13 protein-coding genes are annotated in these 14,606 nt (G+C 50.0%); 10 read left to right on the top strand and 3 right to left on the bottom strand.

The features are described 5' to 3' along the window. The first annotated feature begins 170 nt into the window (after positions 1–170). The gene (locus HMPREF9370_RS04730) at positions 171–1,886 is read left to right on the top strand and encodes a proline--tRNA ligase (protein ID WP_040666914.1); all 1,716 of its coding nucleotides are present in this window, start codon (positions 171–173) and stop codon (positions 1,884–1,886) included. 57 nt (positions 1,887–1,943) lie between these two features. Then, positions 1,944–2,591, top strand: coding sequence for a fumarylacetoacetate hydrolase family protein (locus HMPREF9370_RS04735; protein ID WP_009116210.1), 648 nt, complete (start codon positions 1,944–1,946; stop codon positions 2,589–2,591). Between the two features lie 213 nt (positions 2,592–2,804). Here HMPREF9370_RS04735 and HMPREF9370_RS04740 read toward each other — a convergent pair whose 3' ends face one another. Next, positions 2,805–4,028, bottom strand: coding sequence for an aspartate kinase (locus HMPREF9370_RS04740; protein ID WP_009116212.1), 1,224 nt, complete (start codon positions 4,026–4,028; stop codon positions 2,805–2,807). Positions 4,029–4,242: 214 nt separating this feature from the next. Then, entirely contained in the window at positions 4,243–4,980 is a 738-nt protein-coding gene (rph, locus tag HMPREF9370_RS04745) for a ribonuclease PH (RefSeq protein WP_009116213.1), read from the bottom strand. Positions 4,981–5,080: 100 nt separating this feature from the next. Here rph and HMPREF9370_RS04750 point away from each other — a divergent pair, with 100 nt between their 5' ends. The 3 genes from HMPREF9370_RS04750 to trpB all read left to right on the top strand — a co-directional run bounded on the left by HMPREF9370_RS04750 (position 5,081) and on the right by trpB (position 8,102). Further along, positions 5,081–5,953 carry a YicC/YloC family endoribonuclease gene (locus tag HMPREF9370_RS04750; protein ID WP_009116214.1) on the top strand — a complete coding sequence of 291 codons (873 nt, stop codon included), beginning with the start codon at positions 5,081–5,083 and terminating at the stop codon, positions 5,951–5,953. A 95-nt stretch (positions 5,954–6,048) separates the two neighbouring features. Further along, a complete protein-coding gene (locus HMPREF9370_RS04755; RefSeq protein ID WP_009116215.1) occupies positions 6,049–6,648 on the top strand; it encodes a class I SAM-dependent methyltransferase in 600 nt (199 codons plus the stop codon). Positions 6,649–6,896: 248 nt separating this feature from the next. After that, positions 6,897–8,102: a tryptophan synthase subunit beta gene (trpB, locus tag HMPREF9370_RS04760; RefSeq protein ID WP_009116216.1), complete on the top strand. Its 1,206-nt coding sequence runs from the start codon at positions 6,897–6,899 to the stop codon at positions 8,100–8,102. A gap of 82 nt (positions 8,103–8,184) precedes the next feature. On the opposite strand, the gene yhbY is transcribed toward trpB, so the two are convergent. Continuing rightward, positions 8,185–8,466 (bottom strand): ribosome assembly RNA-binding protein YhbY, encoded by a 282-nt coding sequence (yhbY, locus tag HMPREF9370_RS04765; protein ID WP_009116217.1) that lies wholly within the window; start codon positions 8,464–8,466, stop codon positions 8,185–8,187. 103 nt (positions 8,467–8,569) lie between these two features. On the opposite strand from yhbY, the gene HMPREF9370_RS04770 reads away from it, so the two are divergent. The 5 genes from HMPREF9370_RS04770 to HMPREF9370_RS04790 all read left to right on the top strand — a co-directional run bounded on the left by HMPREF9370_RS04770 (position 8,570) and on the right by HMPREF9370_RS04790 (position 14,541). Further along, the gene (locus HMPREF9370_RS04770) at positions 8,570–9,190 is read left to right on the top strand and encodes an RlmE family RNA methyltransferase (protein WP_009116218.1); all 621 of its coding nucleotides are present in this window, start codon (positions 8,570–8,572) and stop codon (positions 9,188–9,190) included. A gap of 65 nt (positions 9,191–9,255) precedes the next feature. Next, positions 9,256–11,229, top strand: a complete 1,974-nt coding sequence (ftsH, locus tag HMPREF9370_RS04775) for an ATP-dependent zinc metalloprotease FtsH (protein WP_040666917.1) — start codon at positions 9,256–9,258, stop codon at positions 11,227–11,229. 127 nt (positions 11,230–11,356) lie between these two features. Then, positions 11,357–12,232 carry a dihydropteroate synthase gene (folP, locus tag HMPREF9370_RS04780; protein ID WP_009116220.1) on the top strand — a complete coding sequence of 292 codons (876 nt, stop codon included), beginning with the start codon at positions 11,357–11,359 and terminating at the stop codon, positions 12,230–12,232. 136 nt (positions 12,233–12,368) lie between these two features. After that, complete coding sequence (glmM, locus tag HMPREF9370_RS04785; RefSeq protein ID WP_009116221.1) at positions 12,369–13,718, top strand: phosphoglucosamine mutase; 1,350 nt, start codon at positions 12,369–12,371, stop codon at positions 13,716–13,718. Between the two features lie 115 nt (positions 13,719–13,833). Continuing rightward, positions 13,834–14,541 carry a DedA family protein gene (locus HMPREF9370_RS04790; protein WP_009116222.1) on the top strand — a complete coding sequence of 236 codons (708 nt, stop codon included), beginning with the start codon at positions 13,834–13,836 and terminating at the stop codon, positions 14,539–14,541. Positions 14,542–14,606: the final 65 nt, after the last annotated feature.

Here is a 14,606-nt window from a genome sequence, read left to right on the forward strand (position 1 = left end):
ATTTTCTTTGGTTTGGAAAGAATTTTTGAAAATTAGTATCAAATAGATGTTTTCAGACAGGCATTAAACGGATATGCCACACAAAACCAACAGGCCTTGTTTCGATTGCACGATTCAGCGCAGTTTGCGGTACAATCGCGTGTCTTTACTAATTTCCAACGATGAAAATCATGAAAGCCAGCCAATTTTTCATTTCCACTTTAAAAGAAGCCCCTGCCGAAGCCGCGCTTGCCAGCCATAAATTAATGCTGCGCGCCGGTTTGATCAAAGCCAATGCTTCCGGTTTGTACACATGGATGCCGATGGGTCTGCGCGTGTTGCGCAAAGTTGAAAACATCGTGCGCGAAGAAATGAACCGTGCCGGCGCGGTAGAGCTGCTGATGCCTGTGGTGCAGCCTGCCGAGCTGTGGGAAGAAAGCAGCCGTTGGGAATTTTACGGCAAAGAATTGCTGCGCCTGAAAGACCGCCACGAGCGCGATTTCTGCTTGGGCCCCACTTGTGAAGAAGTGATTACCGATATTGTGCGCAAAGAAATCACCAGCTATAAGCAGCTTCCGAAAAATTTCTACCACATCAACACCAAATTCCGCGACGAAGTGCGCCCCCGTTTCGGTGTGATGCGTGCGCGTGAATTTGTGATGAAAGATGCTTATTCGTTCCATGCCGATTACGAATCGCTGGTACGCGACGGTTACCAGCCGATGTATGACGCTTATTGCCGTATTTTTAACCGTTTAGGCTTAAACTACCGCCCCGTTGCCGCAGATACGGGCAGCATCGGCGGCACTGGTTCGCACGAATTCCAAGTGCTGGCTGAAAGCGGTGAGGATGTGATTGCTTACAGCGATACATCTGATTTTGCCGCGAATGTGGAACTCGCACCGACTTTGCCGCAACAAGGCGAGCGTGCCGCTGCTGCTGAAATATTAACCAAAGTTCACACGCCGAAAGTGAAAACCATTGCCGATTTGGCGGCATTTTTAAATATTCCGGCTGAGAAAACACTTAAATCGATTGTGGTAGAGGGCGAAGCGGAAGGCGAACTGGTGCTGCTGCTGTTGCGCGGAGACCATGAATTTAACGATATCAAAGCTGAAAAGCTAGCAGGTGTGAAGTCGCCTTTAGCCATGGCAACGCCCGAAGCCATTCAGACAGGCTTTGGTGCCAACGGCGGCTCGCTCGGCCCGGTAGGTTTCAAAGGTAAAGTGTATGCCGACTACGCCACTGAAAAGTTGGCTGACACCGTAATAGGCGCCAATGAAGACGACTACCACTACACCGGTTTTAATTTCGGCCGCGACTGCCCCGAGCCTGAGTTTGTCGACCTGCGCAACGTGATTGAAGGCGATCCGAGCCCGGACGGCAAAGGCCGCCTAAAACTGGCACGCGGTATTGAAGTGGGGCATGTGTTCCAGCTGCGCGACAAATATTCGCAAGCCATGAACGCCAGCTTCCTTGATAACAACGGCAAATCGCAAGTGATGGAAATGGGCTGTTACGGCATCGGTGTAACCCGCATTGTTGCCGCTGCCATCGAACAGAACAATGACGAGCGCGGCATCATCTGGACGGATGCGATGGCGCCGTTTGAAGTGGTGGTTGTGCCGATGAATTACAAAAAATCCGATGCCGTGCGCGAAACCGCCGATAAACTCTATGCCGAGTTGTTGGCAAAAGGCGTGGATGTGTTGCTGGATGACCGCGACGAACGCGCCGGCGTGCTGCTGAACGATTCCGAGCTTTTGGGCATTCCCCACCGCATTGTCATCGGCGACCGGGGTTTGAAAGAAGGCGTGGTCGAATACGCCAAACGCACCGATAGCGAAGCGCAGAGCGTGGCGGTGGATGCGGTGGTGGAAAAGATCGCCGCCGGGCTGCAAAAATAAAGCGTAGAAACCGTTTGGGCTTGGTTCAAACGGTTTTTTTATTGATAGGAGAACACCGTGATTGAAGTGAAACTGGAGCAAAAAGCTGCCGCTGTAAACAATATTTACTGCATCGGCCGCAATTATGTCGACCATATTGCCGAATTGAAAAACGAAACGCCTACGGAACCTGTGGTGTTTATGAAGCCGAACAACAGCATTCTGCACAACGGCGGCACGATATGCCTGCCTGAATACAGCCGCTCGGTGCATTATGAATGCGAATTGGTTTTGCTGATCGGCAAAGATTCGGATGGTGTGCAGGGCGATTTAAGCGGTATTGTTGTGGGCTACGGAGTGGGCTTGGATTTGACGGCGCGCGACGTGCAAAGCCGTTTGAAAGAAAAAGGGCTGCCGTGGACCAAAGCCAAAGGCTTCCGCGGCGCGGCTTGCGTGTCGGATTTTATCGCGGCGGAAAAGCTGCCGGATGCGCAAGATTGTGTGTTTACTTTCAAAGTGAACGGCGAAACGCGCCAGCGCGGTCAAACTTCGCATATGATTTACCCGATTGCCGCTATTTTGCGGGAATTGGCCGACAGCTACGGCTTGAAAGCGGGCGATGTGGTGTTTACCGGCACGCCGGCGGGCGTGGGCGAGCTGCATTCGGGCGATAAATTGGCATTGGATTTGGCCGGTATGGTGCAGGCTGAATTTGATGTGGCTTGAGCGGGGATGTTGGCAATGCCTGTCTGAAAAAGGTTTCAGACAGGCATTTTAATGCACGCGTTACGGCAAAATAATTTAAAAATTAGCACGTCTGTCAAGCCCGAGTATGACGAAGATATGACCATGACCAAAACAAAGTTTATTTGCACTATCTTGATAAAAAATGCCTGTCTGAAAAAAATTTCAGACAGGCATTTTGCTGATTAGTGCGAATTATGCTTTATCCAACTCAAATGCTTTGTGCAGCACGCGGGTAGCAAGTTCCATGTATTTTTCATCAAGCAACACGGAAACTTTGATTTCGGAAGTGGAGATCATTTGGATGTTGATGCCTTCTTCGGCCAGAGTGCGGAACATTTTTGCCGCTACGCCTGCATGTGAGCGCATGCCCAAGCCGACGATGGAAACTTTGCACACGCCGTCGTCGCCGTCGATTTCAGTGGCGCCCAAGCTCTCTTTCAGGCCGTTTATAAGCTCTAAAGTGGGTTTGTAGTCGCCGCGCGGTACGGTGAATGAGAAATCGGTGGTGCCTTCGTCGCCCACATTCTGAATGATCATGTCGACTTCGATGTTGGCATCGGCCACGGTGCCGAGGATTTGGTAGGCAATGCCGGGTTTGTCGGGTACGCCGCGCACGTTGATGCGGGCTTGGTTTTTATCGAATGCAATGCCTTGTACGGCGGCTTTTTCCATGTTTTCGTCCTCTTCAAAGGTGATTAAAGTGCCTTCGCCTCCGTCTTGCAGGCTGCTTAATACGCGCAGGCGTACTTTGTATTTGCCGGCGAATTCCACTGAGCGGATTTGTAAAACTTTCGAGCCCAAGCTTGCAAGCTCCAGCATTTCTTCGAAGGAAATGGTGCTCATGCGGCGCGCTTCGGGCACAACGCGCGGGTCGGTGGTGTATACGCCGTCTACGTCGGTGTAGATTTGGCATTCGTCGGCTTTCAAGGCTGCGGCTAAGGCCACGGCTGAAGTGTCGGAGCCGCCGCGGCCTAAAGTTGAGATGTCGCCGTCGGCGGTTACGCCTTGGAAGCCGGCCACGATAACGACTTTGCCTTGTTTTAAGTCGGCACGGATGTTTTCATCGTCGATATGGTCGATGCGGGCTTTGGTGTGTGCGGAATCGGTTTTCACGGCAACTTGCCAGCCGGTGTAGCTTCTGGCTTCCACGCCGATGTTTTTCAGCGCCATGGCCAAAAGGCCGATGGTTACTTGCTCGCCGGTGGCCAGAATCACATCCAATTCGCGGGGATCGGGAAATTCCTGCATTTCGTGGGCAAGTGCAACCAAGCGGTTGGTTTCGCCGCTCATTGCGGAAACGACAACGACAACATCATGCCCTTCTGCGCGGGCTTTGGCCACGCGCTTTGCTACGTTTTTGATACGGTCGGTAGAGCCCACTGAGGTGCCGCCGTATTTTTGTACGATTAACGCCATTTTGCTGCTTTCTTGATCGGATTTTTTACATGCAACAATTCAGATTATTGCGGTTGGGAAACAACGAAATATTATTACTATTTTTACTTGGGAATTCAAGGTTTCCGGCTGATAAATTATTTCGTGTGCGGCAGAGCCGGCAATGCCTGTCTGAAAATGTTTTCGCTTCGCAGAAACCCGTGTTGCTCGTTTTCAGACAGGCATTCGGCTTTGCTTATTCGGCGCTGCGCTCCAAAGCTTTTTGCTGGTGCGCTATCAGCTCGGCAATGCCTTTCTGGCCGAGCGCGATGAGCCGGTTGAGCTCTTCGAGACTGAAAGGTGCGCCTTCAGCCGTACCCTGGATTTCGATGATTTTGCCTGATGCGGTCATCACGATATTGACATCGCTGTCGCAGCCGGAGTCTTCGGGATAATCCAAATCCAGCAGCGGCACGCCGCCGACCACGCCCACGGAAACGGCGGCTACGGCTTCGCGGATCGGGTTCTGTATCAACATGCCTGAATCCAGCAGCTTGTTAACCGCCAGCTGCAAGGCGACAAATGCGCCGGTAATCGAAGCGGTGCGCGTGCCGCCGTCGGCTTGAATCACATCGCAGTCAATCAGAATCTGGCGTTCGCCCAGCTTTTCCAGCTCGACAACGGCGCGCAGCGAGCGGCCGATCAAGCGTTGGATTTCCTGAGTGCGCCCGCTTTGCTTGCCCGCAGCGGCTTCGCGGCGCATGCGGGTAGCGGTGGAGGCGGGCAGCATGCCGTATTCTGCAGTTACCCAACCTTGGTCTTGGCCGCGCAAAAAAGGCGGCAGGCTTTCGTCGATCGAGGCGGTGCAGATCACTTTGGTGTTGCCGAACTCAATCAGGCAGGAACCGTCGGCATGGGGGAGAAAGTGGGGCGTGATGGTGATGTTGCGCAGGGTGTCGGCAGGGCGGGCGGTGCGGGTATAGTTGGCTGACATGGATTTTCCTTAAAATTTATTCGCGGTGGATTATATCATGCGGGCTTATGGTATATTGGAAAGCGATTTCACTCACTATTTAATCTCGGAGTAAAACACCATGACGATTCACAGTATGACCGGCTTTGCCAATGCGGTGGGCGAGTGCGGCGGCAAACGCATTAATTTGGAAATCCGCGCAGTAAACCACAGGTATTTGGATGTGCAGTTTAAAATGCCTGATGATTTGCGCTATCTGGAAAGCACTTTGCGCGAAAAAGTGGCGCAATATGCGGTGCGTGGCAAAGTGGAATGCCGTATTCAGGTGCAGCCTTTGGAAAACGGGGAAATCGAGCTGAATGTGAATGAAGCGCTGGTTGGCGAACTGGCGGCTTTAAATGAAAAGTGGCGCAAAAAATATGAAGGTTTGGGCAAGCTCACGGTGGCCGATATTTTGAAATTTCAGGGCGTGCTGGTGAGCCAGGCGGCGGATGAGGAAGCGTTTGCCAAAATCGTGCAGGATTTGCTGGTGCAGGCGCTGGAGGAGTTTTCGGAAACGCGCCGCCGCGAAGGTGTGAAGCTGCAAGAGCATATTGTTACCAGGCTGGACGGCATGGCTGAAATTGTGGACGCTTTGGCGGAATTGTTCCCGCATTTGTTGCAGGCCTATATGGAAAAAATCCGTGCGCGGCTGGCGGAGGCGGTGGAAAATATCGACGAAGACCGCCTCAAGCAGGAATTTACGCTTTATCTGCAAAAGGCTGATGTGGATGAAGAATTCAGCCGCTTGCGGGCGCATATCGCGGAAGTTAAACGCATTGTTACCGCGCAGAAGGGAAGTGTGGGCAAGCGTTTGGACTTTCTCATGCAGGAATTGAACCGGGAAGCCAACACGTTGGGCAGTAAAGCGATTTCGGCGGAATGCACGCAGGCTTCGGTTGAGTTGAAAGTGCTGATCGAGCAGATGCGAGAACAGGTTCAGAATATCGAATAGACGGCTTTTCAGACAGGCATTGGTGATCAATGCCTGTCTGAAAATGTATTGAGGCTGGTATTTCAGCACTGGGAGCCGCAAGCAAAGGAGAGAATATGTATAAATGGGACGAACGCTACGACACGGAAGAATTTGTGTTCGGCACCGAACCGAATGATTTTATTCTGGAAATTCTGCATCATCTGCCCAAGCAGGGCAGGGCGCTTGATTTGGCCACGGGAGAAGGGCGCAATGCTGCATTTCTCGCGCAGCACGGTTTGGAAGTGTTGGGCGTGGATTTGTCGGATGTGGGGCTGCAAAAAGCGAAGAAATTGGCCGAATTAAAAGGCGTCCGTTTTGCCATACAGCAAGCGGATCTGACCGAATTTGATTTTCCGCAAGAGCATTACGCTGTTATCACCAATATTTTCTGCCATTTTACCGAGCCGAACCGGAGCGAAGTGTACCGCCGCGTTATCGATGCCTTGGAGCCGGGCGGCTTGTTTGTGGGCGTGTTTTATCATCCCGAGCAGATTATGTTCGGCACGGGCGGCCCGAGCGATCCGACTATGTTGGGCACGCTGCGCGATATGGTAGATGTGTTCGGCGGGCTGGAATGGATTGTAGCCGAGCATGTGCGCAGGGAAGTGTATGAAGGATCGCGCCATACCGGGCAGAGTTCGTTGATTCGCCTGTTGGGCAGAAAACCGCTTTGAAAACCGGTTATGCCTGTCTGAAAACCCAGTATTGATAAGATAAGAAAGCCTATGTTAAGATGCCGCGCATGAATACGCAAAACTTCTTTTGGCGCAATTGGCAACTGCATTTCGGTGCGGCGCATGATTGCGCGGTTTGCTAAAGCAAATCCGGCGTACGAATCTGAAACCGCTCCGTCTATACCGGGCGGTTTTTTTGTATCTAAAATTTATCAAACTTAAATTCATATTGAATACAGGAGAAAATCATGGCGCACGAACAACTCAATCCGCTGGTTTTGCCCGATGCAGACGGCAATTTCGGCAAACACGGCGGCAAAATCGGCCATCCGCAGCTTGCAGCGGCTTTGGCGGAAATCGAAGCAGGTTTCCGCAGCATCATCGGCGATGCTGCGTTTGTTGAAGAAATGAAACGCCTGCAAGCCACTTATATCGGCCGCCCCAGCCCGATTTACCACGCGCAAACCTTATCCAAACGCGGCGCACAGATTTATCTGAAGCGCGAAGATTTAAACCACACCGGTGCCCACAAAATCAACCACTGCATAGGCGAAGTTTTGCTGGCGAAAAAGCTGGGTAAAAAGAAAGTGATTGCCGAAACCGGTGCGGGGCAGCACGGTGTGGCGTTGGCAACGGCAGCGGCTTTGCTCGGTTTGGAATGCGAAATCCATATGGGTGTGGTGGACATTCAAAAAGAGCATCCGAATGTGTCGCGCATGAAAATCCTCGGAGCGAAGCTGGTGCCGGTGTCAGCAGGTGCGGGCGCCTTGAAAGAGGCGGTTGACAGTGCGTTTGAGGCCTATATGAGCCAATTGGACAGCAGCATGTTTGCGATTGGTTCGGTTGTCGGCCCGGCGCCTTACCCTGAAATGGTGTCTTATTTTCAAAGCATTATCGGCCATGAAGCGCGTGAGCAGTTCCAAAGCCAATATGGCGGCTTGCCGGATGAAGTGGTTGCCTGCGTGGGCGGCGGTTCAAACGCATTGGGTTTGTTTAACGCATTTATTAATGACGAATCAGTGGATTTGGTCGGTGTGGAGCCTGCCGGGGAAGGCTTGGATAAGCCGGGGCGGCACGCTGCAACCATGACTTTAGGCAAGTTCGGCAATATCCAAGGCTTCAATTGCTATTACCTGCAAGAGGCAGACGGCATGCCGGCAGCCGTGCACTCGATTGCATCGGGGCTCGACTATCCGGGCATAGGCCCCCAGCACTGCCACTTGAAAGACCTTGGACGGGGAAGATATGAAACGGTTACCGATAAAGAAGCGCTGGATGCGTTTTTGGCTTTGTCGCGCGAGGAAGGCATTATTCCGGCGCTGGAATCTTCCCATGCTGTTGCGTATGCTTTGCGCCGAGCTAAAGAATTGGATGGCAATAGGCGCCTGTTGATAAATCTGTCGGGCAGAGGCGATAAAGACATTGACTATGTATTGAGCAAGATTGATGTTTAACGGTTGACGGCTGTAGAAAGGCAAATGCCTGTCTGAAAACTTTTTCAGACAGGCATTTTGTCGTGAATTATTCAAAATCTGATTAATCTTCCGTATTTTCACGCCACAAAACCAGCAGTTTGCCGATATGCTGAACAAGTTGGGCATCTACTGCCCCGCATAAAGCTTCGCAAATGGCGATGCGTTCCTGACGGTCGTCGCCCAAAACGCGTACTTTGATTAATTCGTGTGCTTTCAATGCAGCATCGGTTTCTTTGATAACCGATTCGGTTAAGCCGTGTTGGCCGATCATCACAACGGGGTTTAATGAGTGGGCGCGGGCTTTGAGCTCCGCAATTTCGCGGGGAGTGAGTTTTTCTGACATGGAACCAAATGAAATATATACAGATAAATTTGCTATTCTACGCCAGTTCCGCTAAAAAATCACATATAATACGTGGTTGGTTTTCCGCAAAGAAAGTAATCGGATGGCAGTGCGCTCCAAATCCTCCAAAGCCTGGTTGAACGAGCATGTAAACGATCATTATGTGCATAAAGCGCAGAAAGACGGTTACCGCGCGCGCGCGGCTTACAAGCTTTTGGAAATCAATGAAAAAGACAAGCTGATTAAACAGGGCACGGTTTTGGCCGATTTGGGCAGCGCTCCGGGAAGCTGGTCGCAAGTGGCTGCCAAGCTGGCGGGTTCGGACGGTGCGGTTTTTGCGCTGGACATATTGCCGATGGAGCCCGTGGAAGGCGTGTCTTTCATTCAGGGCGACTTCCGTGAGGAGGGTGTGCTGCAAGAGTTTGAATCCTTGCTGGGCGGGCGGCCTTTAGACCTTGTAATTTGCGATATGGCACCCAATATGAGCGGCAATTCGGTAACGGATCAGGCACGCAGCTATTATCTTTGCGAACTGGCTTTGGATTTTGCCCGAAACCACTTGAAAACAGGAGGTTGTTTCTTGGTAAAGGTGTTTCAGGGTGCGGGCTACCAAGAGTTTACGGCACAAATGAGAGAGGTGTTTCAAAGTGTGCAGGTACGCAAGCCCGATGCTTCACGCAATCGCTCCAGTGAGATTTATCTATTAGGGAAAAATAAACGCTGACAATAGAGTGTGTCTGAATTACAATCCATTTTTATTTAATTTTTTATGTATGGGAGCCTGTTTCCGTGGGAAGCACCATGAAAAGCCTGTTGGTCTGGATAGCATTGGCAGTCGGTTTGATGATTGCCTTTAATGCTGTTGTGGGCAAGCAGGAAGAAAAAAAAGAAATTACATATTCGCAGTTTATCGAGCAGGTAAATAAGGGTGAGATAGCCAGCGTTAATTTTGAAGGCTCGGTTTTCTCAGGTTATTTGATTAAGGGCGAGCGCAACGATAAAACCACGTTCTTAACCAACGCCCCTTTGGATGACAACTTGGTAAAAACGCTACTGGACAAAAAAGTGGCGTTGAAAGTAACGCCCGAAGAAAAGCCGAGTATTTTTACCAGCCTGTTATTGAACATGTTGCCGATTCTGCTGCTGATCGGCGTATGGATTTATTTCATGCGCATGCAGACAGGTGGTGGCGGTAAGGGTGGTGCATTCTCTTTTGGTAAAAGCCGTGCCAAGCTTCTGGATAAAGATGCCAATAAAGTTACTTTTGCTGATGTTGCCGGTTGCGATGAAGCCAAAGAAGAAGTTCAGGAAATCGTAGATTACCTGAAAGCGCCTAACCGCTACCAAAGCTTGGGCGGTCGTGTGCCGCGCGGTATTTTGCTAGCGGGCAGTCCGGGTACCGGTAAAACTTTGCTAGCAAAAGCCATTGCAGGCGAAGCAGGCGTGCCTTTCTTCAGTATTTCAGGTTCCGACTTTGTGGAAATGTTTGTTGGTGTAGGTGCCAGCCGTGTTCGCGATATGTTTGAACAAGCCAAGAAAAACGCGCCGTGTATTATCTTTATTGACGAGATTGATGCGGTCGGCCGCCAACGTGGTGCCGGCTTGGGTGGCGGTAACGATGAGCGTGAGCAAACCTTGAACCAGTTGCTGGTGGAAATGGATGGCTTTGAAAGCAATCAAACCGTGATAGTGATTGCTGCCACTAACCGCCCCGATGTCCTTGATCCTGCCCTGCAACGCCCCGGTCGTTTCGATCGTCAGGTTGTAGTGCCTCTGCCCGATATTCGTGGTCGCGAGCAGATTTTGAAAGTGCATGCCAAAAAAGTGCCGTTGGATGCTTCAGTAGATTTAGTATCATTGGCGCGCGGTACGCCGGGTTTTTCCGGTGCGGATCTGGCCAACTTGGTGAATGAAGCTGCGCTGTTTGCCGGTCGTCGTAATAAAACCAAAGTGGATCAAAGCGACTTTGAAGATGCTAAAGACAAAATCTATATGGGTCCCGAGCGCCGTAGCATGGTGATGCATGAAGATGAAAAACGTGCAACCGCATACCATGAATCCGGACATGCGATTGTGGCGGAAAGCCTACCGTTTACCGATCCTGTGCATAAAGTGACCATCATGCCCCGAGGCCGTGCATTAGGTTTGACTTGGCAGCTACCGGAACGTGACCGTATCAGCATGTATAAAGATCAAATGCTGAGCCAGATTTCGATTCTGTACGGTGGTCGTATTGCCGAAGACATTTTTGTCGGCCGCATTTCTACCGGTGCTTCCAATGACTTTGAACGTGCAACACAAATTGCCCGTGAGATGGTTACCCGTTTTGGCATGAGTGAAAAAATGGGCGCGATGGTTTATGCGGAAAATGAAGGCGAAGTATTCTTAGGACGAAGCATTACCCGTTCGCAACATATTTCTGAGAAAACCCAACAAGAAGTGGATGCCGAGGTGCGCCGCATTTTGGATGAGCAGTATGCAGTGGCTTACAAAATTCTGGATGAAAACCGGGATAAGATGGAAACCATGTGTAAAGCTTTGATGGAATGGGAAACCATCGACCGCGATCAGGTTGTGGAAATCATGGAAGGCAAACAACCCAGCCCGCCAAAAGATTACAGCCACAATATCCGCAAAGATGAAGAGCAAAAGCCTACCCAAGAGCATGCCGAACAATCTGAATCTGATAAAAAAGAAGAAAGCAATGTTGCTTATTCTGACGTCATCAAAACCGAAGAGCAGCGCAATAACGATAAAGCTTAAGGTGGATTGTTATAAAACATATGCCTGTCTGAATATTTCAGACAGGCATATGTTTTATCTGTTTTAATTATTACGCGGCAGTATATCGGATATAATTCTATCTTTTTTCAAAATCGGTTTAACAACCATGAAACATTATATCTGGCAAGCAGGTCGGTTTCAGATAGACTTGTCCAAAACGAAAGTAATGGGCATCATTAACCTGACTCCCGACTCTTTTTCCGACGGTGGAAATTATTCAAAAAGCGTGGATGAAGCGCTGAAGCATGCTGAAAAACTTTTAACGGAAGGTGCACATATTTTAGATATCGGTGGCGAATCAACTCGCCCGGGTTCGGCTTATATTTCTCCTGAAGAGGAATGGTTGCGGGTGGCACCCGTTTTGGAAAAATTAGCTGCTTGGAATGTGCCGATCAGCTTGGATACACGCCATGCTGAAATTATGCAAAAAGCATTATCAGCGGGCTATGCGGATATAATTAATGACGTGCAAGCCCTTGAAGATGAGGGTGCGGTGGCTACATTGGTACAATATTCTCAAATAGGTATTTGCTTGATGCATATGCAGGGCATGCCGGAAAACATGCAGGATAATCCGCACTATCAGGATGTGGTCGGCGAAGTGGCAGATTATTTGAAAGCACGGGTTGCTGTTTGCGTTGAAGCCGGTATTGATGAGAGAAGAATTGTACTTGATCCCGGTTTTGGATTTGGTAAAACACTGAACCATAATCTATTATTGATGCAGCATTTGGATGGGTTGGCGGAAGCAACAGCGTTGCCATTGTTAATCGGTGTGTCTCGCAAACGTATGATAGCCGATTTAACAGGCGAGCAGGAGCCGAAAGAGCGCGTGTACGGTAGCGTGGCGGCTGCATTGGCAGCGGTGGCGAGGGGGGCGCAGATTGTTCGGGTTCACGATGTTAAAGCAACAGTAGATGCCTTGAACGTGTGGCGTGAGCTGGGTGTTTTTCAGGCGGATAAGGCGGGCAACCGTTTGTAAGCAATATCTGCCTGTAAGCCTGTCTAAAAAGATTCAGACAGGCATGTGTAAGATAATCATACCCCTAAATTTAAAAGCAGCCGGAAGGCTGTAACAAAATAAACTTAATTATATTAAATCTGGAGTGTCTTTTAAGATGGCTAAAAAATATTTCGGCACCGATGGTGTGCGCGGTGAAGTAGGTCAGTTTCCAATTACACCTGAATTCGTTTTGAAGCTCGGCTATGCTGCCGGTCAAGTTTTGGTGCATCACGACAGTGAACACAAACCTACTGTGATCATCGGTAAAGATACCCGTATTTCCGGCTATATGCTGGAAGCTGCTTTGGTAGCGGGCTTTACCGCAGCCGGTGTAAACGTGATTCAGACAGGCCCTCTTCCCACGCCCGGAATTGCTTATTTAACCCGCGCATTGCGCCTGTCGGCCGGTGTGATGATTTCCGCATCGCATAACGTGTATTCTGACAACGGCATCAAATTTTTTGCGGAAGGTGGTGTAAAGCTGAGTGATGAGGTTGAGCTGGAAATTGAAGCCAAGCTTGATCAAGAAATGGTGACTATGCCTTCCGACCGTTTAGGCCGTGCCCGCCGCATTAATGGTGCGGATGACCGATATATCGAATTTTGTAAATCCACTTTCCCAAACCATTTGGACTTACGCGGCCTGAAGTTGGTGGTTGATACTGCAAATGGTGCGGGCTACCATGTTGCGCCGAAAGTGTTTCATGAGTTGGGCGCAAAAGTGGTGACTATTGGTGATGAACCGAACGGCTACAACATTAATGAAAAATGTGGTGCCACCCACACTAAAGCTTTACAAGCGGCCGTGTTGCAGAACGATGCGGATTACGGCATTGCGTTGGACGGCGACGGCGACCGCCTGATGATGGTCGATAAGAACGGTAAAGTTTATGATGGCGACAGCTTGATTTATGTGATTGCCAAAGCATGCGCGAAAGAGGGCGTGCAAATCGGCGGAGTAGTCGGCACAGTGATGACTAACATGGCGATGGAATTGGCTTTGAAAGAAAAAGGCGTTGCTTTTGCCCGCGCCAAAGTAGGCGACCGCTATGTTTTAGAGCAATTACACCAGCGCGGTTGGTTGATTGGCGGAGAGGCTTCGGGTCATATTCTTTGCATGGATAAACACAATACCGGCGACGGTATCATTTCAGCTTTGCAAGTATTGGCGGCTATCCAAACCCTGAATCAGGACTTGGCAACTGCTTTAGACTGGCGTCCGTATCCGCAAACCATGATTAATGTGCGCATTGAAAAAGGGCAGGATTGGCAAAGCGCGTCTGCCGCTGCACTGGCTGAGGTGGAAAAAGAGCTGGAAGGCAAAGGCCGCGTAGTATTGCGCGCTTCAGGCACCGAGCCGGTGGTGCGTGTGATGGTGGAAGCCAAGCAATCTGATTGGGCGCAATCCGGAGCCGAACGCATCGCTGCGGCTATTCAAAATCCGCCTGTAAAAGCAAGAAAATAATCGCAACACAAGCAGAAAAACAAGCCCCCGTCTGTTAGAATGGCAGGCGGGGCTTGAATGTTATTTCAAGTGCTTCGAAACTAACCATATACACACGAAAAAGGAAGCAGGGCTTATGATTTCTCTCGCCCTCTTGGAGTCATTTTTTACACAATACGGTTACGCTGCCGTTTTTTTAGTATTGGTTGCGTGTGGCTTCGGCGTGCCGATTCCGGAAGATATTACCCTAGTAACAGGGGGCATTATCGCCGGTTTGGGATACGCGGATGTGCACGTTATGTTTTTGGTCGGTATGCTTGGTGTACTGGTTGGTGACGGTATGATGTTTATGGCCGGAAAAACTTACGGCGATAAAATATTAAGATTCAAACCCGTGGCGCGTGTGATGACGCCCAAGCGTTATGCGCAAGTGCAGGAAAAGTTTGATAAGTATGGCAACTGGGTATTATTTGTAGCACGTTTTTTACCGGGCTTGCGTACGCCGATTTTCATTACAGCCGGTATCAGCGGAAAAGTTTCGTTCACACGTTTCTTGTTAATGGATGGTTTCGCTGCTTTGATCTCCGTGCCGGTTTGGGTGTATTTGGGTGATTATGGTGCATCCAACCGCGATTGGTTGATGAATAAGGTTCACCAGTTTCAATATGGTTTGTTTATTTTAATCGGCATCGGCGCGGTAGTGTTAGGCTATTTCTGGTGGAGAAAGCGCCAGCGCATACGTTTTTACCATCGGAAACTGCGCGAGCTACGCCAACAACGACAGGCATTAAGGGCGGCGAAAAAAGCGGAAAGAGCGCAAAAGCAAACCCAAAAAGAAGTATAAACCCGCATAAGGTTTTCAGATGCCTGTCTGAAAGCCTTATTTCTATTTTCAGACAGGCATGGGCA

This window comes from Neisseria wadsworthii 9715, from assembly GCF_000227765.1.
Classification (GTDB): domain Bacteria; phylum Pseudomonadota; class Gammaproteobacteria; order Burkholderiales; family Neisseriaceae; genus Neisseria; species Neisseria wadsworthii.